The 26,767-nt window shown below is 60.7% G+C and carries 26 protein-coding genes and 4 tRNA genes; 11 read left to right on the top strand and 19 right to left on the bottom strand.

Going from position 1 to position 26,767, the window contains the following annotated elements; translation table 11 throughout:
* Positions 1-493: 493 nt before the first annotated feature.
* Together K6T12_RS15730 and K6T12_RS15725 are read left to right on the top strand one after the other, a co-directional pair.
* Positions 494-994 carry a hypothetical protein gene (locus K6T12_RS15730; RefSeq protein WP_222223816.1) on the top strand — a complete coding sequence of 167 codons (501 nt, stop codon included), beginning with the start codon at positions 494-496 and terminating at the stop codon, positions 992-994.
* The gene (locus tag K6T12_RS15725; protein WP_222223815.1) at positions 994-2,937 is read left to right on the top strand and encodes a putative bifunctional diguanylate cyclase/phosphodiesterase; all 1,944 of its coding nucleotides are present in this window, start codon (positions 994-996) and stop codon (positions 2,935-2,937) included. The genes K6T12_RS15730 and K6T12_RS15725 overlap by 1 nt, the downstream gene beginning before the upstream one ends.
* A gap of 426 nt (positions 2,938-3,363) precedes the next feature.
* Here K6T12_RS15725 and K6T12_RS15720 read toward each other — a convergent pair whose 3' ends face one another.
* The 3 genes from K6T12_RS15720 to K6T12_RS15710 all read right to left on the bottom strand — a co-directional run bounded on the left by K6T12_RS15720 (position 3,364) and on the right by K6T12_RS15710 (position 5,660).
* Entirely contained in the window at positions 3,364-3,870 is a 507-nt protein-coding gene (locus K6T12_RS15720; protein ID WP_222223814.1) for a DUF3087 domain-containing protein, read from the bottom strand.
* Positions 3,871-3,977: 107 nt separating this feature from the next.
* Complete coding sequence (locus tag K6T12_RS15715) at positions 3,978-4,673, bottom strand: pirin family protein (RefSeq protein ID WP_222223813.1); 696 nt, start codon at positions 4,671-4,673, stop codon at positions 3,978-3,980.
* 102 nt (positions 4,674-4,775) lie between these two features.
* Entirely contained in the window at positions 4,776-5,660 is an 885-nt protein-coding gene (locus tag K6T12_RS15710; protein ID WP_255611802.1) for a LysR family transcriptional regulator, read from the bottom strand.
* Between the two features lie 167 nt (positions 5,661-5,827).
* Here K6T12_RS15710 and K6T12_RS15705 point away from each other — a divergent pair, with 167 nt between their 5' ends.
* Entirely contained in the window at positions 5,828-6,256 is a 429-nt protein-coding gene (locus K6T12_RS15705) for a DoxX family protein (RefSeq protein ID WP_222223812.1), read from the top strand.
* 71 nt (positions 6,257-6,327) lie between these two features.
* On the opposite strand, the gene K6T12_RS15700 is transcribed toward K6T12_RS15705, so the two are convergent.
* On the bottom strand, positions 6,328-6,588 hold the full coding sequence (locus K6T12_RS15700) for a type B 50S ribosomal protein L31 (RefSeq protein ID WP_222223811.1): 261 nt from the start codon (positions 6,586-6,588) through the stop codon (positions 6,328-6,330).
* 211 nt (positions 6,589-6,799) lie between these two features.
* On the opposite strand from K6T12_RS15700, the gene K6T12_RS15695 reads away from it, so the two are divergent.
* From K6T12_RS15695 to K6T12_RS15680, 4 genes are all read left to right on the top strand, one after another.
* Positions 6,800-6,890, top strand: a tRNA-Ser gene (locus K6T12_RS15695).
* A 23-nt stretch (positions 6,891-6,913) separates the two neighbouring features.
* Positions 6,914-6,989, top strand: a tRNA-Asn gene (locus K6T12_RS15690).
* 4 nt (positions 6,990-6,993) lie between these two features.
* A tRNA-Lys gene (locus tag K6T12_RS15685) sits at positions 6,994-7,069 on the top strand.
* A 35-nt stretch (positions 7,070-7,104) separates the two neighbouring features.
* Positions 7,105-7,180: transfer RNA gene (locus tag K6T12_RS15680), tRNA-Lys, on the top strand.
* 248 nt (positions 7,181-7,428) lie between these two features.
* Here the strand turns inward: K6T12_RS15680 and greB are convergent.
* On the bottom strand, positions 7,429-7,947 hold the full coding sequence (gene greB, locus K6T12_RS15675; RefSeq protein WP_222223810.1) for a transcription elongation factor GreB: 519 nt from the start codon (positions 7,945-7,947) through the stop codon (positions 7,429-7,431).
* Between the two features lie 100 nt (positions 7,948-8,047).
* Here greB and K6T12_RS15670 point away from each other — a divergent pair, with 100 nt between their 5' ends.
* Both K6T12_RS15670 and K6T12_RS15665 read left to right on the top strand, forming a co-directional pair.
* Positions 8,048-8,479: a hypothetical protein gene (locus K6T12_RS15670; RefSeq protein ID WP_222223809.1), complete on the top strand. Its 432-nt coding sequence runs from the start codon at positions 8,048-8,050 to the stop codon at positions 8,477-8,479.
* 154 nt (positions 8,480-8,633) lie between these two features.
* Positions 8,634-9,542 carry a DMT family transporter gene (locus tag K6T12_RS15665; RefSeq protein ID WP_222223808.1) on the top strand — a complete coding sequence of 303 codons (909 nt, stop codon included), beginning with the start codon at positions 8,634-8,636 and terminating at the stop codon, positions 9,540-9,542.
* A gap of 299 nt (positions 9,543-9,841) precedes the next feature.
* Here K6T12_RS15665 and K6T12_RS15660 read toward each other — a convergent pair whose 3' ends face one another.
* The 7 genes from K6T12_RS15660 to dapC all read right to left on the bottom strand — a co-directional run bounded on the left by K6T12_RS15660 (position 9,842) and on the right by dapC (position 15,304).
* Complete coding sequence (locus K6T12_RS15660) at positions 9,842-10,225, bottom strand: hypothetical protein (protein ID WP_222223807.1); 384 nt, start codon at positions 10,223-10,225, stop codon at positions 9,842-9,844.
* On the bottom strand, positions 10,218-10,496 hold the full coding sequence (locus K6T12_RS15655; RefSeq protein WP_222223806.1) for a hypothetical protein: 279 nt from the start codon (positions 10,494-10,496) through the stop codon (positions 10,218-10,220). The genes K6T12_RS15660 and K6T12_RS15655 overlap by 8 nt, the downstream gene beginning before the upstream one ends.
* A 25-nt stretch (positions 10,497-10,521) precedes the next feature.
* Complete coding sequence (locus K6T12_RS15650; RefSeq protein ID WP_222223805.1) at positions 10,522-11,376, bottom strand: putative RNA methyltransferase; 855 nt, start codon at positions 11,374-11,376, stop codon at positions 10,522-10,524.
* A complete protein-coding gene (dapE, locus tag K6T12_RS15645; protein WP_222223804.1) occupies positions 11,373-12,512 on the bottom strand; it encodes a succinyl-diaminopimelate desuccinylase in 1,140 nt (379 codons plus the stop codon). Before dapE ends, K6T12_RS15650 begins: the two co-directional genes overlap by 4 nt.
* A 104-nt stretch (positions 12,513-12,616) precedes the next feature.
* Entirely contained in the window at positions 12,617-13,648 is a 1,032-nt protein-coding gene (gene dapD, locus K6T12_RS15640) for a 2,3,4,5-tetrahydropyridine-2,6-dicarboxylate N-succinyltransferase (RefSeq protein ID WP_222223803.1), read from the bottom strand.
* 112 nt (positions 13,649-13,760) lie between these two features.
* Positions 13,761-14,108 carry an ArsC family reductase gene (locus K6T12_RS15635; RefSeq protein ID WP_222223802.1) on the bottom strand — a complete coding sequence of 116 codons (348 nt, stop codon included), beginning with the start codon at positions 14,106-14,108 and terminating at the stop codon, positions 13,761-13,763.
* Complete coding sequence (gene dapC / locus K6T12_RS15630; RefSeq protein ID WP_222223801.1) at positions 14,105-15,304, bottom strand: succinyldiaminopimelate transaminase; 1,200 nt, start codon at positions 15,302-15,304, stop codon at positions 14,105-14,107. Before dapC ends, K6T12_RS15635 begins: the two co-directional genes overlap by 4 nt.
* Positions 15,305-15,797: 493 nt before the next feature.
* Here dapC and K6T12_RS15625 point away from each other — a divergent pair, with 493 nt between their 5' ends.
* Positions 15,798-16,154, top strand: coding sequence for a PilZ domain-containing protein (locus tag K6T12_RS15625; protein WP_222223800.1), 357 nt, complete (start codon positions 15,798-15,800; stop codon positions 16,152-16,154).
* A 59-nt stretch (positions 16,155-16,213) separates the two neighbouring features.
* On the opposite strand, the gene gntR is transcribed toward K6T12_RS15625, so the two are convergent.
* The 7 genes from gntR to K6T12_RS15590 all read right to left on the bottom strand — a co-directional run bounded on the left by gntR (position 16,214) and on the right by K6T12_RS15590 (position 25,416).
* A complete protein-coding gene (gntR, locus tag K6T12_RS15620; protein WP_222223799.1) occupies positions 16,214-17,227 on the bottom strand; it encodes a gluconate operon transcriptional repressor GntR in 1,014 nt (337 codons plus the stop codon).
* A gap of 97 nt (positions 17,228-17,324) precedes the next feature.
* Positions 17,325-17,828, bottom strand: a complete 504-nt coding sequence (locus K6T12_RS15615; protein ID WP_222223798.1) for a gluconokinase — start codon at positions 17,826-17,828, stop codon at positions 17,325-17,327.
* 11 nt (positions 17,829-17,839) lie between these two features.
* Entirely contained in the window at positions 17,840-19,162 is a 1,323-nt protein-coding gene (locus K6T12_RS15610) for a TRAP transporter large permease (protein ID WP_222223797.1), read from the bottom strand.
* The gene (locus K6T12_RS15605; RefSeq protein ID WP_222223796.1) at positions 19,155-19,736 is read right to left on the bottom strand and encodes a TRAP transporter small permease subunit; all 582 of its coding nucleotides are present in this window, start codon (positions 19,734-19,736) and stop codon (positions 19,155-19,157) included. The genes K6T12_RS15610 and K6T12_RS15605 overlap by 8 nt, the downstream gene beginning before the upstream one ends.
* Before the next feature lie 71 nt (positions 19,737-19,807).
* Positions 19,808-20,821: a TRAP transporter substrate-binding protein gene (locus K6T12_RS15600; protein ID WP_222223795.1), complete on the bottom strand. Its 1,014-nt coding sequence runs from the start codon at positions 20,819-20,821 to the stop codon at positions 19,808-19,810.
* Positions 20,822-20,995: 174 nt separating this feature from the next.
* On the bottom strand, positions 20,996-24,154 hold the full coding sequence (locus K6T12_RS15595; protein WP_222223794.1) for an efflux RND transporter permease subunit: 3,159 nt from the start codon (positions 24,152-24,154) through the stop codon (positions 20,996-20,998).
* Positions 24,151-25,416, bottom strand: a complete 1,266-nt coding sequence (locus K6T12_RS15590) for an efflux RND transporter periplasmic adaptor subunit (RefSeq protein WP_222223793.1) — start codon at positions 25,414-25,416, stop codon at positions 24,151-24,153. Before K6T12_RS15590 ends, K6T12_RS15595 begins: the two co-directional genes overlap by 4 nt.
* Positions 25,417-25,915: 499 nt before the next feature.
* On the opposite strand from K6T12_RS15590, the gene K6T12_RS15585 reads away from it, so the two are divergent.
* Positions 25,916-26,767, top strand: coding sequence for an alpha/beta fold hydrolase (locus tag K6T12_RS15585; protein WP_222223792.1), 852 nt, complete (start codon positions 25,916-25,918; stop codon positions 26,765-26,767).

Raw genomic sequence — 26,767 nt, 5'->3', positions numbered from 1 at the left:
CGGGCGGGGCCCGTGGTGGAACTCAGGCGCCCCACACCTGAATCAGGCGCTGTCGAAGAAGGTGTTTGATCGAATCGGACTGGTATCGCTGATGGGACAATACCATCGGCTCAAATGTATGACATGAACCGCCGTATACGGAACCGTACGTACGGTGGTGTGAGAGGACGGAGGCCGTGAGGCCTCCTCCTACTCGATTTTGAGTTAACAGTGATGACAGCGCGACTGGATGGCTCTAATCGAGCGACAGTAAGCGAAATTTCGCTCGTTTTCTGGAGGTGCTACCCAGGCGGGTTAAACGCACCGATTGCTGCCGGAGTGCGCCAGTCGCGGCATGCCGGTTGCCGGGTCGATGGCTTGGAAGAAATTAAAACAAATGTTTAAGTTTCTGATTTTGATGGCTAAATCCTCTTTTGGCGGTGGCAAAACGTTGACGTGGCAGTTAATCTGATTGGACGTTCAATATTGACCCGGATCAAAGGATGGGTGACTAATGCGACTGTTTCGCCTGATGCTCAGCCTGGTTTTGCTGGCCGGCAGCGTTGCCGTGGCGGATACCCTGCCGGCCCCCGAGGGGCGGGTGGTGCTGACCCTCAGTGGCCTGATCAGCCACAGTCAGGACGGTCAGCGGGCAATGTTCGATCTCGTGCAGTTGCGCGAGTTGCCGTCCGATACCTTTGAGCTGCAGACCGAATGGACCGACCGGCCCCACGTGTACAAGGGGCCGTTGCTCAGTGCCGTGCTGGAGCGGGTCGGTGCCAAGGGCAAGACACTCTATCTGCGGGCGCTGAACGACTATACCGTCGATCTGGATGTCGATTTCGTCCACCGCTACCAGCCGATTCTGGCTTGGCAGGATGATGACCGGACCATGACGGTACGTAATAAGGGACCGCTTTGGCTGGTTCTGCCGCTGCACCGCTTCCCTGAGCTGACGACGCCGGAAAACAGCTCTCGCATGATCTGGCAGCTGTCCACCATCGAGGTACGTTGATGGATCGCTACGCCGCATCAGCGGATTCCAAACGGCGAATGCCGCGCTGGTTGCTGCTGGTGGTGGTGGTTTTTGCCGGCAGTGCGTTGTTCAGCGTCCATCAGTTGCAGCAGGGGATTAATCTACTTAATCAATCCTATGGTTCCAGTATCTGGTCGCTGTTTCAGCTGAAGAACGAATGGCGCCGGTTCGATGATTACCTGCGCCTCTACCAGTACCGGATCATCAGTCGTGATGAGTTGCTGCTCAGCTATGACCTGCTGTGGAGCCGTTTCCCGATCCTGCTGGAGGGGCAGGATGGCCGGCAGTTGGCGGATATAGAGCGGGGGCGGCAGACGATCGAGGAAGCCTTTGCGGCGCTGCGCTCGGTGGAAGGGCGGGTGATCGCGTTGCGGCCCAGTCAGCCCGATGCGGTCCATGCGATCAAGGCTCGGCTGGAGCCCCATTACCCGTCGGTCCACGAGCTGGCGCTGCGTAATTTTCATCAGAACAACGAGTTCTTCGACCATAACGACCGGCATCTGCTGAATCTGCAGACGCAGCTGGGATTCAGTCTGCTGGGGGTGTTGGTCAGCGGTGGCTGCCTGTTGCTGATGGTGCTCCGGGAGAACCGCCGCAACCGGCACCAGGCGTTGCATGACAGCCTGACTGCGATGCCGAACCGCACCTATCTGCGCCAGTGGCTCAATGAACTTTGTGACGGGGATACGTCGTTCGCGCTGCACCTGCTGGACCTGAACGGCTTCAAGGAGGTCAACGATACCCTCGGCCATCATGCCGGAGACCGGCTGTTGCAGATGGTGGCTGATCGTCTCCAGCAGAGCCAGGTTCAACGGCAGGGGTTCAAGGTGGCCCGGCTCGGTGGCGATGAGTTCGCGGTGTTGCAGTATCCGGTGGGCCGGGGCGACCAGGCTCGGCAAGCCGCCCAGCGGATAATCGATGCGCTGGCGCCGGCCTTCGAAGTCGAGGGGCACCCGTTTTATATCGGCGGCAGTATTGGCACGGTACTCTATCCGGAACATGGCAGTCGCACGCAGGATCTGCTCAGTCGTGCCGACATGGCGATGTATGAGGCCAAGAAGCAAGCGCCGGAATCGGCCTGCTGTTTCTTCCGGCGTGAAATGAACCAGGCTCTGAAACGGCGCCAGCGATTGCATCGCGACCTGCGTGATGCGCTGCAGCGCGATGAACTCTGGCTGGAATACCAGCCGATCGTCGATATGACCAGCGGCCGGTTGCACGGTTTGGAGGCGCTGCTGCGATGGCAGCATCCCGATTTGGGCATGGTCCCGCCGCCAGAGATTATCGAGGTGGCCGAGCAGTATGGCCTGGGGATGCAGCTGGGTAGCTGGGTGGTCCATCAGGCCTGCCGACAGAACCGCATCTGGCAGCGACAGGGACTGGTGTCGAGTCGGGTTTCAGTCAACATCTCACCGTCGATGTACCGCTCAGAGCTGGTCGACCTGATCGCCCAGGCGCTGAGTGAGTCGGAGTTGGCGGCGGAATGCCTGGCGATCGAGGTAACCGAAGATACCACCATGCAGGTGTTGCAGAACTCGATGGATATCCTGCCGCAGCTGCACCGGATGGGGATCGATATTGCACTGGACGATTTCGGCACCGGGCTGTCGTCACTGAGCCATCTGAAAGATCTGCCGGTGCAGACGCTGAAGATCGACCGCAGTTTTGTTAAGGATATCGGCCGCGATGAACATGCTACCCGGTTGGTGGAGAGTATGGTCCAGTTGGGCCACAACCTGGGTATGCGGGTGGTCGCCGAAGGGATCGAGGACGAGGCGGTGTTGCAGCTGTTGCGGCAGCAGCGCTGTGACTACGGCCAGGGCTATCTGTACAGCAAGCCGTTGCCGGCAGGAGACGTGCCTGCAGTCATCATGCGGCTGGCCGGCGTTGGCGAGGCGGAGGTAAAGGCAGGCAGCGCCTGAACGTCGTCTCCAACCGCTGTTCTTCGGGGTATCGCGGATTCGGGGGAACGTCAGTCATGACTTTGCCGCGGCGCCGACTCTGAGCGTCCCGAGCGTGCCCCCGTAGAAGGGAGCTTTGGCTGCGACCAGGTTGACGTAGTCCGCAAGAGTCGCCCGCAGTACCCGGGTATGCCAAGCGGGCGGCTACAACGCACGGCGCCGTAGCAGCGGGCTCCGACCGCGATTGGGGTGGTTTCGTCTGCGGCGTCGCCACCGGAACGCTCTGCACTCCGAGCCCGGTAGGGCGCCAACTGGGGCGCCATCCTCGCAGGCGTAGCTCCGAGCCATCTGACCCGGCGGACTGTATGTGGCCTGGCACTTAGTGCTTAACGCTTCATCGACGGGACGGAGGCTTTATCGCTAATGCGCGAAGAACCTAATACTTGATCAGAACTTGTCCAGCAATTCCGGCCGGTACTCTTCCAGACTGACCTCGATGCCATGCCGTTGCAGGGTGGCGTCCAGTTCGGCGATCGAGCGGTCCAGCTCCTCCAGGGTCAGGGTATTGTTGTCCAGCAGGTAGAGCTGGCGTGATCCCTGATAGTTGAAGTGCATGATCACCATCGCATCCCGGTCGCCGGCTTCGACTGCCGACTTGATCGCCTTCTGCTTGCGGTAGATCTTGTTCAGCTGCTGCTTGAGCTGCCAGACATAGAGCAGTTCATGCATGAATGGGTGGTGTCGATAGCGGCGTAGAATGCTGCCGGTGGCCAGCGCAGCGATCACCACGCCGGCCAGGTTGAGCCAGAAGTGTGAGCCTTCACCGTCGGTGAACAGTTGGATCATCAGCGTGGAGGAGCCCAGTGCCACCGCTAGCATCAGCCCCGCTACGCCGATAAACAGCAACTTGTAGTGCTTGCTGTAGGTGTCCTTGTCGATCTGTTGCAGTTGCATGTTCGTGTCTATCCCCCCGGCCTCTTTTCAGCAGCCGGCAGTGTAACCCAACCCCAGCATCGGCTGTAGTGGGGGCCGGCGAGGTACCGTTGGATAGGGCAGGTTCCCTAAGGGAGATCGAACAGCAGCAGCTCGCTATCCTCGCTTGCCGCACGCAGCGTCACACCGCGCTGTTGCTGCACGGTCAGGCCGTCGCCGGAACTGACCGGCTGAGCATCCGCTGACAGCGCGCCTTTCACCACATGCAGGTAGCCGGTTCGGCTGGCGGCCAGTTCAATACGGTGTTCATCACCCGGTTGCGACAGCCGGATACGGTAGAGCAGGGCATCCTGGCGCAATCTCAGGCTGCCGTTGCGGCCATCCGGCGAGGCGATCAGGGTTTGCACCTGCGGTTGCTCGAACGGCTGCTGCTGGTAACCGGGCTCGCTATCCAGCTGGTTCGGCTCGATCCAGATCTGCAGAAAATTCAGTGACTCGCTGTTCGACGGATTGAATTCGCTGTGGCGGATGCCACGACCGGCGGACATCAACTGGAACTCGCCGGCTTCGATCAGACCGCCGTGGCCGAGGCTGTCGCGGTGCTCCAGGGTGCCCTGGATAACATAGGAGATGATCTCCATATTGCGATGGCCGTGGCTTTCGAAGCCACTGCCGGGGCGTACGAAGTCATCGTTGATTACCCGCAGCGCGGAAACGCCCATATGGCGCGGGTCGTAGTAACGGCCGAACGAGAAGCTGTGATAACTGTTCAGCCAGCCGAAACTGGCACGGCCCCGTTGCCGGGCAGGTCTGAGGGTAAGCATGGTTTCTCCTGGGTACTAAGCCGATTGGAAATGGCGATGGAGAAACTCTAGGTTCGGCAACGTCGGATTTATATCGTTTAAATCCGACGCTACCTTTCGTTTTTAACGAATGCTCTGGCAGCATTCGATCAACTGTTGCTGCAGGTAGCGCGCGCCGGGGCCAAGTCGGTCCGGATCGGCGGCGACGATATAGCTGTGCTGGCTACGTTCGGCACCTTCACGCAGCGGCAGCGCTAGCAAACATTGTTGTGCCAGCTGCTGCTCGATCAACGATTGTGGCAGCCAGGCATAGCCAAGGCCATTGCAGATCATTGCGATCGAGGTGCTGACGTCGGTGACGGTCCAGCGCTGCTCGGCACCGAGCCAGCCGGCGGTTCGACGACGGTCCTGGGCGGAATCCCGTACCACGATCTGGCGGTAGGGTTTAAGGTCCTGCAGCGTCAGTGGCCGGTCGATCCGGTGCAGCGGGTGGTCTGGGGCGGCGACGGCGATAAAGTGAATCTCCAGCAATGGGTCGCCCAGATAACCGTCCGGCAACTGGTCGGTGATCGCCAGCTCCACCTGGCCGTTCAGCAGTAACTCGTTGCTACCACCCAGCACCGTTTCATGCAGTTCGATCCGGGTATGCGGGAAGTTGGCGGCGAAACGGCTCAGCGCCTCGTGCAGTACCCGTGGCGGCAGCGCCCGGTTAACCGCGATATTGATCTCCGCTTCGGCTCCCTGGCGCAGGCTGTCGGCTACCTCCTCCAGCTTTTCCGCCTCTTCCAGTAGCTGCTGCGCCCGTCGCAGCAGCAACTTGCCCTGGTCGGTCAGGTAGGCCTTGCGGCCGCGCACTTCGAGCAGCGGTACGCCGATCAGATCCTGCAGTTTATGGACTGCCTGGTTGATGGTGGACTGGCTCTTGTGGATCGCCTCAGAGGCTTGGCTGAAGCCGCCGTGTTCGACCACCGCCTGTAGCATGCGCCACTGCTCGAGAGTTGATTTCATGGTCAGTATGTCCGTTGACGTCAGTTCATTGTATTTGATATCGGTTGTCGTGTTTTCGGTATTTGCGAATGTTATGTGTGATTTTATGCGATTTTATTTCGGTTTGTGAGAATTAATATGGAGTCATCGAAAGCGAACACAGACCGATTCAAAACGAGGTAAACACCATGACTCAGACTAGCCACACCGCCGTCAGCCAGACCAGCGTCCAGGCCCTCTACAATCCCGCTGCCGATCTGGCCGGCCGCATCCTGCTGGCGTTGATCTTTGTGCTGGCCGGTATCAACAAGATCCAGCAGTATGAAGGCACCGCCGGCTGGATGGATGCCATGGGCGTACCGGGGGCACTGCTGCCGCTGGTAATCGCCTTCGAGATCGGTGCCGGGCTGGCGCTGATCGTCGGCTACCAGGTACGAGTAGCGGCCTTCCTGATGGCCGGTTTCACCCTGCTTACCGGGCTGATCTTCCACAACAACCTGGCCGACCAGACCGAGTTCCTGATGTTCTTCAAGAACCTGGCGATCACCGGCGGCCTGCTGGCCTATAGCGTCAATGGGGCCGGCCGTCTGAGCCTGGATCGCTATCTGCAGCGCTAACGCCTAAGCGCCAAGCTGAAACGGCAGCCATGAGGCTGCCGTTTTATAATTCCGTTTGACTGGCCGGGCGGTCAATGCCCCTTCAACGAACGCTCGCCGAAGCGGGCCTTGAAGCGCGCGACCTTGCCCTCACTGGCCGCCTGACGGCGGATACCGGTATAGGCGGGGTGGGAGGCACTGGAGACCTCGATGTTGACCAGCGGATAGCGGTTACCGTCCTCCCATTCGATGGTCTGGTCGGACTCGCAGGTCGACAGTACCTTGAACATCGCGCCGGAACTGGTGTCCCGGAAGATGACATAGTGAGACTCGGGATGAATCTGCTGTTGCATAACGGCTACCTCGGTTGCCTCGATATACTGAGTTAAGTCGATCTGCCACCGGCTGCAAGCCGGCCGTCCTTTCGTACAGTCGCCGGACGGCTCGATGCGAATGGCTGTGGGCACTGTTGATCAGCAGTTAACCAATTGAAAAAAATTGAAAAAATTCCGTTTTAACGGTTGACGTGAAAAAGTTTGGCGGTAATATATGCGCCCATCCTTTGGAGGGATGGCTGAGCGGTTGAAAGCACTGGTCTTGAAAACCAGCGAGGGTTAATAGCCCTCCCAGGGTTCGAATCCCTGTCCCTCCGCCATTAAAAAGGATGGAACAGGTTGTTCCTCGATAGCTCAGTTGGTAGAGCAGTAGACTGTTAATCTATTGGTCGCTGGTTCGAGTCCAGCTCGAGGAGCCACTCCGGGTCGTTAGCTCAGTTGGTAGAGCAGTTGGCTTTTAACCAATTGGTCATAGGTTCGAGTCCTATACGACCCACCACTTCCTCCCCCAGGCAGTGGTTGTTTTTAAAGTGGGGGTCGTTAGCTCAGTTGGTAGAGCAGTTGGCTTTTAACCAATTGGTCATAGGTTCGAGTCCTATACGACCCACCATCTTTTCTTCTCAAGTTTCCAGTGAATAATTGACGGTTAACAGTAGATCCGTGGGTCCTTTCGGGCTGCTGGGTTAACAGCTAATTCACAGGCTAACTGTTTGATCCCGTTGAGATAGTTCTTTTCTATCCACAGTCTGGCAGCCAGGCTGTATGCCTCTTTCTTAACGGTTATCAGTCTCCGGTTAACAGTCGCCAGCTACGGGAGCGGCAGCCACTGGCAACTATCCACTGTCAACTCAGCACTACCTACAAACCGCTATCGTAAGCTTCATAGTCGATCTGCAGTATCTCGTACCAGACCTCATCGCCATTGGGCTTGCGCAGCATCACCTCGTCGCCGAGCTGTTTCTTCAGCAGTACCCGCGCCAGTGGCGAGTCCATGCTGATATAGCTTTGCGCCGGGTCGATCTCGTCGGGGCCGACGATCCGGTAACGCTGTTGCTGGTCCTGTTCGTCGACCAGGGTGACCCAGGCGCCAAAGAACACCGTATCCCGGTTATCGGGGATACGGTCGACCACCTTCAGATGATCGAGCCGCTTGGACAGGTAACGCACCCGGCGGTCGATCTCGCGCAGCTGTTTCTTGCCGTAGATATACTCGGCGTTCTCCGAGCGGTCGCCCTGGGCGGCGGCTTCCTTGACCGCCTGGGTGACCTCCGGCCGTTTCACCTTCCACAGGTATTTCAGCTCGTCGTTCAGGCGCTTGTAGCCCTCGGCGGTGATGTAGTTGGAGCTTTTCGGTTGCGGGGGACGCCAGCGACTCATGATTCAGCCAATACCTTGAAAACTAATCGGTTGTTTATGCTAAAGAATTCTAGCGCCAGGCCGATCTAAAGGGGAACTGTAATTAACTGATTGAGCAGCGATGAAAGCAGAGCGGATAGAATCCCGCATCGAGAACTACACCTCCAACCTGAGCCAGGCGGTTCAGGGCGGCAGCGGTGCGCAGTTCTCCATGCTGCTTAGCATGATCTCGGCCAATCAGGATCTGTACCGCCCGATCGAGGCGCGGCCGGCCAGCGATGCCAGGTTCGAGTTGCCGGAAAGCCAGAGTGCCTATCCGGACTTCGACGAACTGAATACCCCGGCGGTGGTCGACCGGTTGAATCACTCGATCAACGAACAGCGGCGCGGTGATTACGCCTACCTGGTCAGCCATATCCATACCGAGGCGATGATGCCACGCGATGCTCGCCGCGGTGCCGATTACTTCGCCAAGGTGGCGCTGATGTCGACCGGCAGGCTGATGCTGGACGAGATCGACAGCTCCCGCCAGCAGATCAGCGCCCACGCCTGACCGCCTCGCGTTTAGTCATTTCGAATATTGCGACCCGTTGTTGCATGCTGCGGCATTGCCAGCCTGTGCCCTGATCCCTACACTGGCGCGTCTTTCTGCGACTTGGCTATCAAGCCGGATCGCCGTTGTTTGTTGCCACCTAGGAGTCCGCTCGATGGATCGGTCGATCACCACTGAGAAAAATCAACGTCAGGCGATGCTGCTGGGGCTCTGTGCCGTGCTGCTCTGGTCGACCGTGGCGACGGCCTTCAAGCTGTCGCTGCAGTACCTGACGCCGTTCCAGTTGGTGGCGGCGGCCAGTGTGGTGTCGACCCTGGTGCTGGCGCTGGCGGTGACGATCAACAAACAGTGGTCGACGCTGCTGCACTACTGGCGTCGTACTCCGGGGCGCTACCTGCTGCTCGGTGCGATCAACCCCTGCCTCTACTATGCGGTGCTGTTCCAGGCCTACGACCTGTTGCCAGCCCAGCAGGCTCAGCCACTGAACTACACCTGGGCGCTGACCCTGTCGTTACTGGCGGTGCCGCTACTGGGCCAGCCATTGCGTCGCTCCGACCTGCTGGCGATGGCGCTGGGCTATCTCGGAGTGCTGGTGATCTCCACCCGCGGCGACCTGACCGGCTTGCAGTTCGACAGCCCGCTGGGGGTATTGCTGGCGATGGTCAGTACGGTGATCTGGGCGCTGTACTGGATTTTCAACGCCCGTAATGACGCGCCGGCCACGGTGGGGCTGTTGCTCTGTTTCCTGAACAGCCTGCCGCTGGTGATATTACTGACCGCACTGACCGACGGCTTCGATATGGCGCCGCAGGGGCTGCTTGGGGCAGCCTACGTCGGCCTGTTCGAGATGGGGTTGACCTTTATGCTGTGGTTGTCGGCGATGAAGAAGGCCAGCCATACCAGCCGGGTCAGCAACCTGATCTTCCTGTCGCCGTTTATCTCGCTGATCTTTATCAACCAGCTGCTGGGCGAACAGATCCATCCGGCCACCTATATCGGCCTGGTATTGATCGTCGCCGCGGTGGGGTTCCAGCAGTGGGCGGCGCAAAGGGCGAAGCGCTGAGTCCCGCGAAAGAATAGGTTGTGCGGCTGAAAGGCTGGTGACCAGATATGCCCTTGCAGGAGCGGATTTATCCGCGACAAGGTTGGCGCAGCTCGGTGGATGTCGCCCTCAGAGCGGGCGCTACGGACCACCGAACCCTGTAGCAGCGGGCTCCGACCGCGACAGGGTTGGCATATTCTGCCGGTGTCGCCCTCGGCACCCAAGAGGCATACCAAGCGGGCTGCTACGGTAACTTTGTAGCAGCCGGTTCCGCGGGCGACGATATTCAGGGGCTGTAAGGTAGGGCTACGGAGGATAAATCAGGTTCGCCAGACGATCTTTTCCTGCTGGCCGTTCTCGACTTTCCAGTATTCGTCGGGCTCGTCGCCGTCGTTCCAGCCGCCGGCGATGCAGCGGATCTGGGTGGCCATCGCCTCGGATGCCGCCTTGGCGCAGTCGAGGTCCTGTGGCCAGTCGGTCGGGTTCTGCTTGAACCAGACGCTGAACCAGGCCTTGCCGGCCACCTTCTCGTGGATCATTACCGGCACGCGACTGCCGTTGATCTCTAAACGGTATTCGTGCACCAGGCCCTGATCGACGCTCTTCTGCAGCGAATCGCCGATGGCGTCCAGCCATTGCTCGATCTGCTCGATGGAGCGGTCCTTGACGTAGATTTCGATATCGGGGTGGCGTTGTTCAGTCATCGATCGATTCATCGTTAAAGAAGCGGAAAAGTCTCAGCAGGCTGAGGCTCAGGTAGCCGAGCAGCGCCAGTATGAGGCCGCCGCCGAGCAGGATCAAGCCAAGCAGTGCCAGCAGCTCCTGCATCAACGACGGCCGTAGCAGGAACTCGCCGGCGACCACCAGGCCGCCGCCGACAGCGAACAGCACGAAGCCGGTGATCAGCAGCCGGATATTCTGCTGATAGTTGTCGGCCCGGCGTTGCAGCCAGCGCTTGAGCGGTTTCATGCGCATTGGCGGTTTATTCGATTCACTCGGCTCATCGGCGTTCGAAAAGCCCCAGTCGGACATCCAGCGTCAATGGCAGGCTGTCCAGTGACAGCAGGGCTTCCCGTTTATTCGCTTGCATCCGCTGGCTGTGCGGGGTCATACCCAGCAGCGCCTCGATATCCTGCCGACGGGTCAGGGTGAATGGGTAGTGGACCTGCTGCTGGTCGATCAGGCTGAAATACTCGGCCAGCTGTTCGGCCGGCTGGAAGTTGGACGGCCGAACCTGGTCATAGATCATCTGCCGTAGCTCCAGCAGGTGGTCCGGGCCGGGCCAGGCCAGCAGCAGCTTGCCGCCCGGTCGCAGCAGCCGGGCGAACGGCTCCGGCATCAGCCGGCTGAACAGCACCGTCAGCAGGTCCTGGGAGCCGTCGGTCAGCGGCATATCGGCGCCGGAGGCGACCAGCCAGTGGATATCGCGGTTACGGTGGCAGGCGGCCTTGACCGCGTGCTTGGAGATATCCAGCGCACTGAAGCTCGGTTTCAGCCCGGCTGTGGATAAGGCGCGCTGCAGCCGGTCGCTGTAGTAGCCTTCGCCACAACCCATATCCAACAGCTGTGGATTGTGAATATCTTTCAGTTGTTCACAGGCCAGCTTATTCACAGCATCCGACAGCGGCTGGTAGTAGCCCTGCTCCAGGAACTCGTGCCGGGCCTGTACCATGGCGGCATTGTCGCCCGGGTCTTTGGAGCGTTTCTTGTGCGCCAGCAGCAGGTTCCAGTAACCCTGCCGGGCACGGTCGAAGCTGTGCTTCTGGTCGCACTGCAGTTGGTTATCCACAGCATGCAGGGCGGCCCGACAGACCGGGCAGCAGAGCGCGGGTTGCGGCGGCTGTGGATGACTCATTGGCTCAGCAACCGCGCCAGGATGTTTTCATACAGATCGGACAGGGTGTTCAGGTCGCGCACGCTGACCCGTTCGTCGATCTGGTGGATGGTGGCGTTGATCGGCCCCAGTTCGACCACCTGGGCGCCGGTCGGCGCAATAAAACGGCCGTCGGAGGTGCCGCCCGAGGTGGACAGTTCGGTCTCCAGGCCGGTGATGGCGCTGATCGCCTGCTGGCAGGCATCGACCAGCGAGCCGGCGGCGGTCAGGAACGGATTGCCGGACAGCACCCAGTCGATATCCCAGTCCAGTTCGTGCCGCTCGAGGATCTCGCGGACCCGGCTCTTGAGCGCTTCGGCGGTCACCTCGGTGGAGAAGCGGAAGTTGAAATCCACCTCCACTTCGCCGGGCACCACATTGGTGGCACCGGTGCCGGCATGGATGTTGGAGATCTGGAAGCTGGTCGGCGGGAAGAAATCATTGCCCTGATCCCAGACTTCGGCGGCCAGTGTGGCCAGCGCCGGCGCGGCCAGGTGAATCGGGTTGCGCACCAGGTGCGGGTAGGCGACGTGGCCCTGCTTGCCACGGACGATCAACTTGCCGCTCAGCGAGCCGCGGCGGCCGTTCTTGATCACGTCGCCGACCTTGGCGGTGCTGGTCGGCTCACCGACGATGCACCAGTCGATCTTCTCGTTGCGCGCCTCCAGGTGGTCGATCACCCGGGTGGTGCCGTTGATGAACGGGCCCTCCTCGTCGGAGGTGATCAGCAGCGCGATCGAGCCCTGGTGGTCCGGGTGGTGATCGAGAAAGCGTTCCAGTGCGGTCATGAAGGCGGCGATCGAGCCCTTCATATCGGCGGCGCCACGGCCCCACAGAAAGCCGTCCTTCAAGGTCGGCTCGAACGGCGGGTGCGTCCAGCGCTCCTCCGGCCCGCTCGGCACCACGTCGGTATGGCCGGCAAAGCAGAACAGCGGCCCCTCATTGCCGCGCCGTGCCCACAGGTTGGTGACCTCTTCGAACTGCAGGGTCTCGCAATGGAAGCCAAGCTTCTCCAGCCGTTCGATCAACAGTGCCTGACAGCCGGCATCGTCGGGGGTGACCGAGCGGCGGCTGATCAGTTCCTGGGTCAGTTCAACGGTCGGGGTGGTGTGGGGCATGTGAGTATCCAGTTAACAGTATCCAGATAACAGAGGGGCTCTGTTAGCCTATAAACAGAAGCCGGGTACGATTGTACCCGGCATAAGAGACAGCTAAGCGTGGCTTAGTTGTGCTTGTGCAGCTCTTCGTTCAGTTCGATCGCGGACTTGTTGGTTTTCACTTCGATGCGGCCGTTCTGCGAGTTGCGGCGGAACAGCAGGTCCGGTTTGCCGGCCAGTTCGGCCGCCTTGACCACGCTGACCTCGTTGTTCTGGTCGTCCAGCAGGGTGACCTTGGAGCCGCCGGTCAGGTACAGGCCGGCTTCCAGAGTGCAACGGTCGCCCAACGGGATGCCCAGGCCGGCGTTGGCGCCCAGCAGGCAGTTCTCGCCGACCGAGATCACCACGTCGTTACCACCGGACAGGGTGCCCATGGTGGAGCAGCCGCCGCCCAGGTCGGAGCCGTTGCCGACCACCACGCCGGCGGAGATACGACCTTCGACCATCGACACGCCCATAGTACCGGCGTTGAAGTTGATGAAGCCTTCATGCATCACGGTGGTGCCTTCGCCGACATGGGCACCCAGGCGGATGCGGGCGGCGTCGCCGACGCGGATACCGGCCGGCACCACGTAGTTGGTCATTTTCGGGAATTTGTCGACAGACTGGACATCCAGCACCCGGCCCTGGGCGCGGGCGGCCAGCTGGCGCTTCGGCAGGTCTTCCAGCGCGATGGCGCCTTCGTTGGTCCAGGCGACGTTCGGCAGCAGGCCGAACATACCGCTCAGATCGATACCGTGCGGCTTGACCAGGCGGTGCGACAGCAGCGCCAGCTTCAGGTAGACCTCGGCGGTGCTGGACGGCGCGCTGTCGGATTCCAGGATGCACAGTACCAGCGGCTGCTGGGTGCCTTTCAACACTTCGCTGATCTCCGCCTGGTCCTGGGCGTCGACCGCCAGGAAGGCCGCTTCCAGGTCGGCCAGGGCGTCGGCGTTCAGTTCGATCGCCGCGTTGCCGCCGTCATAGCCGACCGCATCGCCTGCCGCCTTGACCAGCGCTTCGGAAGCGTTCAGCAGCGGTGCGTTGTAGTAAACCTCCAGCCAGTCGCCGTCCGAAGACTTGGTGCCTACACCCAGGCCAAATGCAAAATTCGCCATTACTCACTCCATAAACTTGTTCTGTCGGCCGCCGGCGCAATAGGCCGGCGGCAGGTTATTGGTTGCGGGCGGTTTGCTACCGCCTTTTTATTCAGCAAACTTACTTAGAAAATCACTCGGCAAACAGGGTCTGGTACTCGGCCTCTTTAAAACCCAGTGTACGCTGCGCGCCGCTGTCCAGCAGCGGGCGCTTGATCGCCGCCGGGTTGTCCAGCATCACCTGGATCGCCGAGTCGCCGTCGATCGATGCCTTGACCGCGTCCGGCAACTGGCGCCAGGTGGTGCCGCGCTTGTTCAGCAGCTGCTCCCAGCCCAGTTCGTCGCACCAGCCGCGCAGTTGGGCTTCGTCCAGGCCGTCGGCCCGGTAGTCGTGGAACCGGTAGTCGATACCCCGGGCTTCCAGCCACTTGCGTGCTTTCTTGATGGTGTCGCAGTTCTTGATGCCGTACATCGTGATCATTGCAGCCCCTCCACGTAGCGACGAATGCGCTCGGCCGCCTCGGTACATTCCTCCAGTGTGGCCACCAGCGCCATCCGTACATAGTTGGCGCCCGGCAGCTGGCCGTCGGCCTCACGGGACAGGTAGCGGCCCGGTAGTACGGTGACATTCTGGCTGGCGAACAGCCCCTGGGCGAACTGGTCGTCGGCGATCGGCGTCGGCGCCCACAGGTAGAAGCTGGCATCCGGTTTGTTCACGTCCAGCACCGGCGACAGGATATTCAGTACCGCGTCGAACTTGCGGCGGTACTGACTGCGGTTCTCCAGCACGTGATCTTCGTCGTGCCAGGCGGCGATCGAGGCCAACTGGGTCTGGATCGGCATCGAGCAGCCGTGGTAGGTGCGGTACTGCAGGAATGGGCCGAGCAGCGCCGCATCGCCGGCGATAAACCCGGAGCGCAGCCCCGGCAGGTTGGAGCGCTTGGACAGGCTGTGCATCACCACGCAGTTCTTGTAGTCGTCACGGCCCAGTTCGGCGCAGGCCTGCAGCAGGCCGACCGGCGGTTGGCTCTCGTCCAGGTAGATCTCGGAATAACACTCGTCGGAGGCGATGATGAAGTCGTACCGGTCGGACAGGGCGATCAGTTTCTTCAGCGTCGCCAGGTCGGTCACCGCGCCGGTCGGGTTGCTCGGTGAGCAGAGGAACAGAATCTGGCAGCGCTGCCAGATCTCGGCCGGTACCGCGTCGTAATCCGGGATGAAGTTGTTGTCGGCCGTGCAGTTCAGGTAGTGGGGCTGGGCGCCGGCCAGGTAGGCGGCGCCTTCGTAGATCTGGTAGAACGGGTTCGGCGATACCACCAGGGCATCGTCGCTGCGGTTTACCGCCGCCTGGGTGAAGGCGAAGATCGCCTCACGGGTGCCGTTGACCGGCAGGACATTGTGCTCCGGGTCCAGGCTGCCGTCGGTCAGCTGGAAACGGCGCTCGCACCAGCTGGCAATCGCCTGGCGCAGCTCCGGCAGACCCTTGGTGGTCGGGTAATTGGCCAGCTTGTCCAGGTTGTCGGCCAGCGCCTGGGCCACGAACGGCGGCGCCGGATGCTTGGGTTCACCGATCGACAGCGCGATATGTTCAAGCTCGGCGGGAGGCGTCACCGCCGCCTTCAGCTGGCTGAGTTTCTCGAACGGATAGGGTTGCAGCTTCTGCAGTTCGTGGTTCATGCACAATTCCCGTATTTACCCACAATTTGGCGGGGTTTCTCCACGCAATAGGGCTGGAAGTATATCGAAGACGGCGCAATCGATTAAGCCCTGTACCCATTGCCGGTAGGACGAAACTTGGTCTGGCTACGACATTTGGCGGGGCGGGTTCGTGCCGGCGGCTCTCTTCGGTCAGCGTCAGCGATGGATAGATCGGGCTGCGTTGGCGCAATTAACAGCCACTTAGCAGGGCTATACTGAACACTTTCTGAATTGAACGTTTGTTCGGATGTGTTGTAATAGCGGCGGAATAATAAAAAAACGGCAACCCGAGGGGTTGCCGAATAAATGAGGTGAGGTGAGATCGTGCGTGAACAAATTTCGGTATCAGCCGCCTCCTGTCTGCAGATATATTGCCAATGAGAGTGATAATGATTATCAATATCTTGGCCGGTGCTGTCAATCGGTTTTTTGCGATTGATTCCCATTTGTATGCCGGGGAGGCAGGACGCTGATGAGTGCTGAACGACGACTACACCCCCGGGTAGATGTTTCGCTGCCGGTGGAGGTTTGTAATAGTTGGGGGGCGACCGTGGTCGCCCAACTGGTCAACCTCAGTGTTGGCGGTCTGCTGGTCAGCGGCGATCAGCGGCTGGCGGAACTCTACTCGCCCGAGATGGGCAGTGGACAGTCATTGACGGTGAGCTTTTCGCTGGAGGGGCAGCCGCTGCTGTTCGATTGCCGGGTGGTCTACAAGCGTAGGTTGTCGCAGAGTGCTTTCGAGTTCGGGCTGCAGTTCTGCTGGCTGGATGATTACACCCGCAATCGACTGACTGAATATGTCGACCAGCGGTTGCTGGTCACCAAATAACCCAGCTATATAAGATCGGCCATGGCTGACCCCACTTTCGCTCCCCCTTGAGCTTGCGATCAGATCTCCGGTCGCAGGCTCTCCCCAGCTTCCAGGCGGAATGGCAGCTCGATAACCGGTTGCCTGACTGGTTCGCCCCGCAACCGTGCCAGCAGGTTTTCAGCCGCCAGTCTCCCCATCTCCTCGCGCGGCGTGACCACCGTCGCCAAACGCGGCACCATTGCGCCGGCGATATCGTGGCCATGGAAACCGGCGATGCCGATCTGCTGTGGCACCGGGATACCCTGGCGCTGACACTCATAAAAGGCGCCGATGGCAAGGTCGTCATTGGTGCAGAATATACCGTCCAGGTCCGGGCGCTTGTCCAGCGCCTGACGCAGTAGCAAGGCCCCGCGGGTAAACGAGGAGGCCTCCTCGGTTTGCAGGCTGAACGGCTCCAGGCCGTGTTCGCGCATCGCCTGCTCATACCCCCGAATCTTGAGTCGGGTACGCGCATCCATGCGGGCGGCGAAATAGACGGTATTGCGGTGCCCGCGCGCGATCATCAACTCGGTCATGGCGTGAGCGGCGGCGGTGTTATTGAACCCTATCGCCTGTTCGATAGCCGGTGAGACCGAGTCCATCACTTCGATCACTGGTACACCGGCGGTCCTTATCATCCGGCGTACGCGATCGGTATGAATACTCTCGGAGAGGATTAAACCATCCACGTTGTATGCTAGCAGGGTGGCAATACGCGCCTCTTCGGCGCTCTGGCTGTAGCCATAGTGGGCCAGCATGGTTTGGTAACCCGCCGGTTCTGCCACCGATTCAAATCCACGGATCACCTCGGCAAACACCTGGTTAGTCAGTGACGGCACCAGCAGTCCGATGGCATGACTCTTTGAGCTGGAGAGGATATCGGGCACCTTGTTGGGGATGTAGCCCAGCTCATCGAGCGCCTTCTGGATCTTCTCCTGCAGGGCCGCCGACACCTGTTCGGGGCTCTTCAGGTACCGGCTTACGGTCATTTTGGTGATGCCGACGCGATCCGCGACATCCTGGAGGGTAGGTCTTCTTCTTTTTGCGGTCATTCTGGTGTCCGGCATCCTGTTACGCGTAACATGTTACCGTTTCAAGCGGATCAGGCAAGGAGAATAACTCCCTGCCTGACAGCGGAAACGGCCGCCGCTAACGAACCTCCCCAGCGCTGCCCGCCAAAGCGGCGAGAATCTCGGCAATGATCTGGTCGGCGGGCTGGTCGATACCGACCTGAATCGCCTCGTCGGCCCCTGGTTCAATCAGTTCACGAAACTGGCTTTCGAGCATCTCGCGACCGTTGAAGTAGTGGCCCTCGCGACAGCTGTGCCGGCTCCATATCGTCTCGATATCCCCTTTCAGGTAGATCAGCTGCGCATCGTTGCCGTGGCGCAGTTGCTTGCGATATTGAGGCTTCAGGCTGGAGCAGGCCAGGACCGCAGTCTCCTCCCGGTTGAGCAATGCATTCAGCGTCTGTAACCAGCCGTAACGGTCCTGATCGTTAAGCGGTGTTCCCTGACGCATCTTCTCTACGTTCTCCCGCGGGTGGAAGTCGTCGCCATCGAAAAATGCAAGTCCGAGACGCTCCGCCAACATCGAGCCGATCAGTGATTTTCCGCAACCGGAAACCCCCATCACAATGAACTTCTTCTGCATCGTAAGCCTCCCTACTGCCACCACAACGCCAGCTGCGGGAACAGCACCACCAGTGTCAGCGCCAGGATCTGCAGCGCAATGAAGGGCACCAGCGCGGAGAAGATCTCACCGAGGCTGATCTCTTTAGGCGCCACCGATTTCAGATAGAAAGCAGCGGGGCCGAACGGCGGAGACAGGAAGGAGACCTGCATGTTCAGACAGAACACTACGCCGAACCAGATCGGATCCAGCCCGAGGTTGGTGATGATCGGCACGAAGATCGGCATGGTCAGCAGAGCTACACCGACCCAGTCCAGAAACATCCCGAGCACCAGCAGGATCAGCATCATGATCAGCACCGTGGTCATGGCATGGCCGTCGCTAAGCGACAGGATCAGCGATTCGACGAAGTCGATACCGCCCATCAGGTTGTAGACGCCGACCAAGGCGCTGGCGCCGATGCCGATCCAGATGATCATGCCGCAGGTCTGCATCGTTGCCTTGGCACTGTCACGGATCATCTCGAGGTTAATCTCGCCGCGGATCAGTGCGCTCAGCAGAATGCCGACTACGCCCAACGCCGAGGCTTCGGTCACCGACGCAACGCCGGTGTAGATGCTGCCAAGCACGATCGCTACGGTCAGGCCCGGGAAGAACAGCGCCTTCAGGTAGTTGATGTCACGTTCGTCGTCCGCTGCCAGCTCTTCGGCGGTGGGCAGCGGCGCCAGCGAAGGGTTCATATAGCAGCGGATCAGAACATAGGCGACGTAGAACGAAGCCAGGATCGCCGCCGGCAGGAACGCCGCCTTGAACAGGTCGCCGATCGACACGCTGGCGGTCATTCCGTAGATGATCAGCACGATACTGGGCGGCATCATGGTGCCCAACGCACCCCCGGCACAGGTAGTGCCGATCGCCAGCTTGCGGTTGTAGCCCAGGCGTAGCATCTGCGGCAGTGCGAGGATGCCCAGCAATACGGTTTCACCGCCAATGACGCCGGACATGGAGGCCAGAATCACAGCCACGACCAGGGTTTGTACCGCCACCCCGCCACGCAGCTTGCGGGCCAGCTTCTTCATTGCGTCGAACAGGTCTACGGCGATACCGGAGCGGTCCAGCAGGGCGGCCATTAATACGAACATCGGCACCGCAAGGAACACGTAACCGTTGACGAAACTGTACATACGGCTGGTGATCAAAGGCAGCGCATCGACGCCGAACCAGCCAATGGTAAAGGCCAGTGCCACCAAGCCGGTGGCAAACGCCAACTGCATGCCGGTCAATAGCAGCAGGATCAACAGCCCCAGCATCAGTAGGCTGCCATAGGCGATACCGATCGCGGAGAGATCAAACATGAGCGCTACCTCCGCGCTTCAACCGCCTGAGCAGACGGAAATCCGCTGCCAGATGGAACAGAAACTGAACAAACATTACACAGAAAACCAGCAGGATCAGCGCCTTCAACAGCGCGGGGAATGGCGGGTTCCAGGCAGAACCCGAGGTTTCCAGGCGCAGGTCGCCCAGCGGCGACAACCAGGCGTTGCTGGTCATCATCCAGGCGCCGTAGGCCAGCATGCCGGTAAACAGTAAGCCGGCCAACCCATGGAATAAATCCAGATAGCAGCGCACACGGGGGGACACCTGATCGTAGATCAGCACCACCCGTACATGCTTATTGTTGGCCAGTGCATAGGCACCACCAATGACGAACAGCGATCCACCGATAAACGCCGCCGACTCGTGCACCCAGATCGTGGGGGCGTTGAACAGGTAGCGCATCAGAATCTCGAAAAACGAGATCGCCACGGTAAAGATGAACAGCAGGCTCAGTAGATTGCCGATCCGAATGATCGCGCGATCAAGGTGGGTCCGACCATGCGCCTCCACCTCATGAGTCTCCGCTTCGTGAATGCGGTCTTGAGCTTTCATGACACTAATCCAGGGAGTGTGGTGGAGCAGAACGCTCCACCGGGTCTATCGGCGAGAGATGCGAGCGGACCTTAGAGCAGGCCGTTCTCTTCAAGGTAGGCGGTGACCGACTGATACACCTTCATCGCGTTATCGGACTCCTTGGCGAACTCCTCCCACTGGGAACGGGCGATCGCACGGAATTTCTTGCGCTCCTCGGCGCTCCAATCGTGAATGGTGATATCTGCGTTATTACGCGCTTCCTTCACCGCTTGTTGGTCGGCGATACGCAGCTGCGTGGTGATATCCTGAGCAAAGTCACGCACCGACACGGTCAGGATCTCCTGCAGATCCTCAGGCAGCTTGTCCCACTTTTTCTGGCTGACCGAGATATCGATCAGCGGTAGCGAGTGGAAGCCGGGCTGTACCGGGTGCTGCGCGATGTCGTTCATACCCGCTTTCTGGTTGGTGGAGAACACGGTGTAGTCGGCGGCATCGATAACGCCCTTGCTCAACGAGGTAAACACTTCTGAACCTGGCAGGTTGACGGGCGCGGCGCCGGCGGCGGCAAACACCTTCTGTACCAGCCCCTCTGGCGCACGCAGTTTCAGCCCCTTGAGGTCGTCGACACCGTCAAGGGGCACCTTGGATACGAAGGACTCGACGCCGGTGGTCGAACCGCCGATGAACTTGACGCCGTAGGGGGCGTACAACTCGCTCATCAGCTCATAGCCGCCGCCGTAGTTGATGTATTGCAGCAGTTGGGAGGTGGAGGACCAGGCTCCGACCGTATTGCCGATCAGGCCGAACCCGGGGTCCTTGCCGGAGAAGTAGCCGGTAGCGGTGACATGACCGTCCAGGATACCCATCTTGATAGCATCCAGGGTCTCGGTGTGCTTCACCACACTGCCAACCGGCATCAGTTTGATCTCCAGCCGGCCGCCGGACATCTTGCCGACACGCTCGGCCCACTGCTGTTGAATCTGGAAGTTCTTGTCTCCTGACGGGTCCGATGACTGCACCTTGAAGGTGAAGTCGGCGGCGAACGCGGAAATGGAGAGGGCACCTGAAAAGACGGCGGTCAAGAGTTTGCTGAAAATGCGCATCTTTCTCTTCCTGTTGTTATTTTGAGAGTGGATCCGGCACAGGTGGTCCGCTTTGCAAAAACACGACTTGTTACCGGTAACAATTGCACTTTACCGGTAACATTTTCCGTAATCAACCCAAATTAGCCAGGGCGTATCAACTGAACACGCGCAACTCAGGCGTCACGATTCATTTCAAGATGTTTTGATCTCTCCGGCTGGGCCGGCCGGCTCGGTCAGCAGCGTGGCCGAGCTGGATTTCAGCCCCAGTCGGGCGCGAAGTCCCTCCACCAGGGTCAGCAGAGCCGGTACCACCAGCAGGATCAGCACCGTACCGTAGGCCAACCCGAATACGATCGAGATCGCCATCGGGATCAGGAACTGCGCCTGCATCGAGGTCTCGAACAGGATCGGCGTCAGCCCGGCGATGGTGGTCAGCGAGGTCAGCAATACCGCCCGCAGCCGCTGGCAGGCGGCGTTGACGATCGCCTCTTCCACTGTCTGGCCCTGTTGGCGCAACTTGCGGTAGAAGGTGATCAACACGATCGAGTCGTTGATCACGATCCCCGACAGGCCGAACAATCCGAACAGCGACAGGATGGTCAGGTTCTGGCCCAGCAGGAAATGGCCCAGCACCGCTCCGGTCAGCCCCATCGGAATTGCCAACATCACTGCCAGCGGCCAGCTGTAGGAGCTGAATACCCAGGCCAGAATGATGTAGATCAGCGCCAATGCGAGCAGCAGGCCGTTGCGCATATCGGCCAGGGTTTCGCGTTGGTTCTTGTTCTTGCCCTCAAAACTGAAATTCACACCGTAGCGGGCGCCGATCGCATCGAGCTGGCCGGCGCGCAGCGATTCGATCACCTCGTTGGCATTGGTCTGCAGGTCGTCCAGGTCGGCGGAGACGTTGATCGCCAGCTGGCCGTTGATCCGCGCCAGGGTGTCCAGTCCGCGCTGGGCATCGAATTGAACCACGTTGGCCAAAGGCGTGCTGCTGCCGTCCGGCAGGATGATCGGCAGCTGCTCCAGCGCGCTGAGCCGGTCACGCTCGGCTTTCGGGAGCTGCAGGCGCACTTCCACCTCGTCCTGGCTTTGATAGAACGACTGGATCTCCAGACCGTCGAAGGCGGCCCGCAGCTGGCGGCCGACGCTGGACAGGGTCAGCCCGCTGGCTTTGCCGGCCGGGGTCAGTTGGTAGATCAGCTGCGATTTGCCGAATGGCAGGTCGTCGTCGACGTTGCTGAGCCCCTGATAGCCTTTCAGCAGCGTCTGCACTTCCATCGACGCCGCTTTCAGGGTGACGATATCGGCGCCGGTCAATTTGACCTCGATCGGCTTGCCCGGCGGACCGGCCTGGTCGATATCGATGGTGAATTTCTCGATGCCGGCCGGCAGCTGAATCAGCGGTCGCCAGCGGCGGATCAGTTCGGCATTGCGGGTCTCGCGGTCGTCCAGCGGGGTCAGTTCGACGATCAGGCTGCCGAACTCGTCGCCATTGCCGCTGGTGGCGCTGCTACGCGAGAAATTGGCACTGCCGTGCTGGCGGTAACTGACCTTGACCAGCTTTTCCTGCAATTGGCTGTCGGCCTGCTGCAGGGTTTCTTCCAGGTGGGCCAGGAAGTGGCTGACCTGCTCCGGCGGTGAGCCGGCGACGAACTGTACGTTGGCGGTCAGCGATTCGCGCTCGACCACCGGGAAGAAGGTGAACTTGACCCGCCCGCCGGCCAGCAGGCCGATAACGACGATCAGCATCATCAGGGCCGCCGCCAGGGTGATCCAGCGGAAACTGATCGCGTTGCTTACCAGCCGGCGGAACGGCCCGTCGCGGAACCGGTTGAAGGCGGCGTCCAGCCGCAGCCGGGTCTTGCTCGGATGCAGGTCGGCGGCGCGGTGCAGGCTGTGGTGCAGGTGGCCCGGCAGGATCAGGAAGCACTCCACCAACGAGGCGACGATTACGCAGATCACCACCGTCGGGATATCGATCAGGATATTGCCGATGACACCGCCGACCAGCAGCAGCGGCAGGAAGGCGGCGATAGTGGTCAGCGACGACGCGGTGACTGGTGGTAGCATCCGCAATGCGCCGCCGACCGCCGCTTCCAGGCCGGGTTCGCCCATCTGCAGGTGGGTCAGGGTGTCCTCGCCGACTACGATGGCGTCGTCGACGATGATCCCCAGCGCCATAATCAGGCCGAACAGGCTGATCATGTTGATCGAACCGCCGATGCCGTACAGCACCGCCAGGGTGGCCAGGAAGGAGACCGGGATGCCGACGGTGACCCAGAACGCCACCCGGGCGTTGAGGAACAGGAACAGGATACAGATCACCAGCACCAGGCCGCTGAGACCGTTTTTCAGCAACAGGTTGATACGGTCGCGGATCGGCTGCCAGCGTTCGTCATAGGGCACCAGCTCGATGCCCGGCGGCAGGGTCTGACGGGTCTTGAACAGCCAGTCGTTGAGAATACCGGCGGCCGTCAGGGTGTCGTCATTTTCGGTGCGCTTGAGCGCCATGATCAGCGCCGGCTGGCCGCGGTAGGTCAGGTAGGTCTGACCCTCTTTGGCCTGCCACCGGATATCGGCCACGTCACCGAGGCGCACCAGCCGGCCCTGTTGTTCGGTGATCAGCGGCAGTTGGCGGAAGCCCTCCACGTCGCGCTGCTGGCTAAGGCTGCGGATCTGCCGCGAGCCGTCGCCCTTGGCGGCGGTGCCGGCCGGCAGATCGAGGCTGCGCAGCCGCACGGTGTCGGCGATCTGGCCCATCGTCATGCCCAGCTCATGCAGCTGGGCGGCGGGGATCTGGATCGAGATCTCCTGGTCGGGCAGTCCTTCGTAGTCGATCTTGCTGATCCCCAGGTCGAGCAGCTCCCGTTCATACTGGTAGGCCAGCGGGCGCAGCTCCTCCAGACTGCCGTTGCGGGCGGTCAGCAGCAGACTGGCGATGCTCTCGTAGCGGATCACCTTCTGTACCAGTGGCTCCTCGGCATCGCTGGGCAGGTCACTGCGGATGCTGTCGATCTTCTGCTTGACCTCGTCCAGCAGGTAGTCGAGATCGGCATCCTCCTTCAACTCCAGCCGCAGCGAGGCCATGCCCTGGTTGGCGGTGGCATAGAGGGTGTCGATATCGCTGAGTGATTTCAGCTCCTCCTCGATCGGCAGGATCACCGAGCGCTCGACATCCTCGGCGGCGGCGCCGGACCAGGTCACCTGGATGGTGATCACGTCCAGTTCGAAGGTTGGAAAGAACTGGGTATTGAGCGTCTTCACCCCCCAGATGCCGGCCAGGATCATCAGCATCATCAGCAGGTTGGCGGCCACCCGGTGGCCGGTGAACAGGGCGATCAGGCTATTCATCGGGCGCCGGCCTCGTTCACTTTCAGGCCGGAGATGGCGTTGGGCAACTGGGTGGTGATGATCCGGTCGCCATCGCGCAGGTTGTCAGCGCGGACCAGCACGTAGGGCCGGCCGTCGCTGCCACTGATATCCCCGAGCCGCTCAACCTGCAGCGCTTCCAGCCGGCCGTCGCTGATCCGGTAGATCCGGTCCAGGCCGTAGAGCGCCTGCGGCGGCAGTGCGGCGCTGCCCGGCTGGGCCGGCAGGGTCAGGCTCAGTTGCAGGGCCCGGCCCGGCTCCAGCGGTTGTTGGCCGCCAACCCGGAACAGCGCATCGATGCCGGCCCGACCGCCATCGACTTCGCCGGCCAGACGGTCCAGCTGCAGCTGGATCGATTGACCGTCCAGCCGCGCCTCGGCGCTCATCGAACCCTGCTCGGCCAGCGCCTGGCGGACGATCGCCAGGTGGCGCGACGGGATCTGGGCGCGTACCTCGATATTGTCCAATGCATACAGGATCAGCAGTGTGCTGCCGCTGGTCACCCGGTCGCCCGGCGCCACCGAAAGCTTGGCGATGCGGGCGGTGAAGGGGGCACTGACCAGGGTGCGTTCGAGATCCAGCCGGGCGCTGGCCAGCTGGGCTTCGGCGCGCTGCCGGTTGGCTTCCAATTGGGCCAGTCGGTTGGGGTGATCCTGTAGCTCCTGCTGCAGGGTGTTTAGAGAGAGGGCCTGCTGCTGGTAGGTGCGCCGGGCGCTGTCGAGCTGGTCTTCGCTGCCGACCTTGCGCGAAGCCAGGTTCTGGTAACGCTGTACGGTGCGTTCGGACAGCGCCAGCAGCTCGCGTTCGATCTGCAGTGCTTTCAGGTTGGCCTGGTGGCGCACCTGTTCGGCCTTGATCTGGGCTTCGATTGCTTTCTGCTCTGCTTCCCGTTCCTGCACCAGCAGTTCCGCATCACGCGGGTCCAATTGGATCAGCGGATCGCCGGCGGAAACTACCCGGCCCTCGTCCGTCTGCACCTTGCTGACGAAGGCGGTTACCGCGGCGCTGAGCGTCGTGCGGCGTGGCGACTCCACCTTGCCGTACAGGGTAAGCTCCGGTCGGTGGCTAGTCAGTTCGGCGTTGATGGCGTGGACGGTCCAGACCTTCTCCTGGGCCGGCCGGGCGGGGGCGCTTGGTTTGCTGGCCTTGAGCGCCGAATACACCGCCACACCGGCCAGCAGCAACAGGATCGGCACTATCCAGCGCAGCAGCTTGCTGCCGGTACGGGTACGCTCTGAAGTCATCTGGGGGTCCACTGGAGTATTCATACGGGGCCGGGGTCCTCGGGATCGGGGGCGAATTCCATTCGTTTTCGAGTCATTTAATCATATCGGCTTTTAGCCGGCCGGTCGGGCAAATTTACATTTCTTAACCTGTTGAGTTTATTGTCGTTAACAGGTTCAAATTGGGCAGCGAATGGCGGCTCATGCCAGCAGCCTTTCGGGCTTGACCGATCGTAGCGAGGGAAAGAGGGATTGTTCAGCACATCCATGTGCTTCACCCCTTCGGGGTTTGCACGTTCAATCGCTCCCGGCGATTGAATGAGGCAGATTTTTCGAACGATTGAGGCGAATAGCACGCTATTTAACGAAATCGATCGGAAAAGATGACCAATCCCGCTTTTCCGCACGACTGCATGGATGCAGGAGTTAGGGCGAAGCAGGAAGCCAGAGCCGAGTAGATTAGTGTTAAGTCCGACAGGCTGCTAGGGTATCGACAGACTGATGGAGCAGGAGGTGGCCGATGCGTACCGATTCTGTGCTTTGCCTGAACCCGCAGGGGGTGCACCGGATGGTGTACCACGAATGGGGCAGCGCCGATAACAGCCGGGTGCTGCTGTGCGTGCACGGACTGGCGCGTAACAGTCGGGATTTCGATGACCTGGCGCGGGCGTTGTCGCGCGACTACCGGGTGATCTGTCCCGATATTGTCGGCCGCGGCCACAGCGACTGGCTGCCCAACGGCAGCGGCTACGAGATCAGCCAGTACCTGCAGGATCTGATGGTGTTGGTCGGTCGGCTCAATGTTGAGCAGGTCGACTGGGTGGGCACCTCGATGGGCGGTATTCTTGGCATGGCATTGGCATCGATGGCCAATTCGCCGGTGCGGGCGTTGGTGTTGAATGATATCGGCGCCTTTATCCCCAGTCGCTCGCTCAAGCGGATCACCGGTTACCTCGGCGACTTCCGCTTTGAATCGTTAACCGAGGTGGAGCAGTTCATGCGCCGCAACTACCTGGCGCTACGCAATCTCGAGGACCACCAGTGGCGCCACCTGGCCCGCCATGGCAGTCGTGAACAACCGGACGGTTCGCTGGCGTTGCACTACGACCCGGCGATCTCGGCGGCGACCGCCGCCGCTGCCGATCAGGATATCGACCTGTGGCCGGTGTGGCGCTCGGTCCGTTGTCCGCAGGCGCTGTTGTGGGGCGATCGTTCCGACGTGCTCGATGCCGACACGGTGGCGCAGATGCAGCGGGAGAATCCCGAGCTGGAAGTGTTGCAGCTGTGCGGTATAGAGCATGCGCCTTCGCTGATGGAGCCGGAACATATCCAGTGGGTACAGGACTGGTTACGCCGTCACCGGCAGCCCTGA

Source organism: Marinobacterium arenosum (assembly GCF_019795155.1).
In the GTDB taxonomy this organism is placed as follows: Bacteria; Pseudomonadota; Gammaproteobacteria; order Pseudomonadales; family Balneatricaceae; genus Marinobacterium_C; species Marinobacterium_C arenosum.
Note: the sequence above shows the minus strand (reverse complement) of the source record. Positions and strands in the feature narration are given on the sequence as shown.

What these genes read in the sequence shown, in the direction of transcription:
- K6T12_RS15730 (WP_222223816.1), top strand. Translation starts at nt 494, where the DNA reads ATGCGACTGTTTCGCCTGATGCTCAGCCTGGTTTTGCTGGCCGGCAGC.
- K6T12_RS15725 (WP_222223815.1), top strand. Translation starts at nt 994, where the DNA reads ATGGATCGCTACGCCGCATCAGCGGATTCCAAACGGCGAATGCCGCGC.
- K6T12_RS15720 (WP_222223814.1), bottom strand. Translation starts at nt 3,870, where the DNA reads ATGCAACTGCAACAGATCGACAAGGACACCTACAGCAAGCACTACAAG.
- K6T12_RS15715 (WP_222223813.1), bottom strand. Translation starts at nt 4,673, where the DNA reads ATGCTTACCCTCAGACCTGCCCGGCAACGGGGCCGTGCCAGTTTCGGC.
- K6T12_RS15710 (WP_255611802.1), bottom strand. Translation starts at nt 5,660, where the DNA reads ATGAAATCAACTCTCGAGCAGTGGCGCATGCTACAGGCGGTGGTCGAA.
- K6T12_RS15705 (WP_222223812.1), top strand. Translation starts at nt 5,828, where the DNA reads ATGACTCAGACTAGCCACACCGCCGTCAGCCAGACCAGCGTCCAGGCC.
- K6T12_RS15700 (WP_222223811.1), bottom strand. Translation starts at nt 6,588, where the DNA reads ATGCAACAGCAGATTCATCCCGAGTCTCACTATGTCATCTTCCGGGAC.
- greB (WP_222223810.1), bottom strand. Translation starts at nt 7,947, where the DNA reads ATGAGTCGCTGGCGTCCCCCGCAACCGAAAAGCTCCAACTACATCACC.
- K6T12_RS15670 (WP_222223809.1), top strand. Translation starts at nt 8,048, where the DNA reads ATGAAAGCAGAGCGGATAGAATCCCGCATCGAGAACTACACCTCCAAC.
- K6T12_RS15665 (WP_222223808.1), top strand. Translation starts at nt 8,634, where the DNA reads ATGGATCGGTCGATCACCACTGAGAAAAATCAACGTCAGGCGATGCTG.
- K6T12_RS15660 (WP_222223807.1), bottom strand. Translation starts at nt 10,225, where the DNA reads ATGACTGAACAACGCCACCCCGATATCGAAATCTACGTCAAGGACCGC.
- K6T12_RS15655 (WP_222223806.1), bottom strand. Translation starts at nt 10,496, where the DNA reads ATGCGCATGAAACCGCTCAAGCGCTGGCTGCAACGCCGGGCCGACAAC.
- K6T12_RS15650 (WP_222223805.1), bottom strand. Translation starts at nt 11,376, where the DNA reads ATGAGTCATCCACAGCCGCCGCAACCCGCGCTCTGCTGCCCGGTCTGT.
- dapE (WP_222223804.1), bottom strand. Translation starts at nt 12,512, where the DNA reads ATGCCCCACACCACCCCGACCGTTGAACTGACCCAGGAACTGATCAGC.
- dapD (WP_222223803.1), bottom strand. Translation starts at nt 13,648, where the DNA reads ATGGCGAATTTTGCATTTGGCCTGGGTGTAGGCACCAAGTCTTCGGAC.
- K6T12_RS15635 (WP_222223802.1), bottom strand. Translation starts at nt 14,108, where the DNA reads ATGATCACGATGTACGGCATCAAGAACTGCGACACCATCAAGAAAGCA.
- dapC (WP_222223801.1), bottom strand. Translation starts at nt 15,304, where the DNA reads ATGAACCACGAACTGCAGAAGCTGCAACCCTATCCGTTCGAGAAACTC.
- K6T12_RS15625 (WP_222223800.1), top strand. Translation starts at nt 15,798, where the DNA reads ATGAGTGCTGAACGACGACTACACCCCCGGGTAGATGTTTCGCTGCCG.
- gntR (WP_222223799.1), bottom strand. Translation starts at nt 17,227, where the DNA reads ATGACCGCAAAAAGAAGAAGACCTACCCTCCAGGATGTCGCGGATCGC.
- K6T12_RS15615 (WP_222223798.1), bottom strand. Translation starts at nt 17,828, where the DNA reads ATGCAGAAGAAGTTCATTGTGATGGGGGTTTCCGGTTGCGGAAAATCA.
- K6T12_RS15610 (WP_222223797.1), bottom strand. Translation starts at nt 19,162, where the DNA reads ATGTTTGATCTCTCCGCGATCGGTATCGCCTATGGCAGCCTACTGATG.
- K6T12_RS15605 (WP_222223796.1), bottom strand. Translation starts at nt 19,736, where the DNA reads ATGAAAGCTCAAGACCGCATTCACGAAGCGGAGACTCATGAGGTGGAG.
- K6T12_RS15600 (WP_222223795.1), bottom strand. Translation starts at nt 20,821, where the DNA reads ATGCGCATTTTCAGCAAACTCTTGACCGCCGTCTTTTCAGGTGCCCTC.
- K6T12_RS15595 (WP_222223794.1), bottom strand. Translation starts at nt 24,154, where the DNA reads ATGAATAGCCTGATCGCCCTGTTCACCGGCCACCGGGTGGCCGCCAAC.
- K6T12_RS15590 (WP_222223793.1), bottom strand. Translation starts at nt 25,416, where the DNA reads ATGACTTCAGAGCGTACCCGTACCGGCAGCAAGCTGCTGCGCTGGATA.
- K6T12_RS15585 (WP_222223792.1), top strand. Translation starts at nt 25,916, where the DNA reads ATGCGTACCGATTCTGTGCTTTGCCTGAACCCGCAGGGGGTGCACCGG.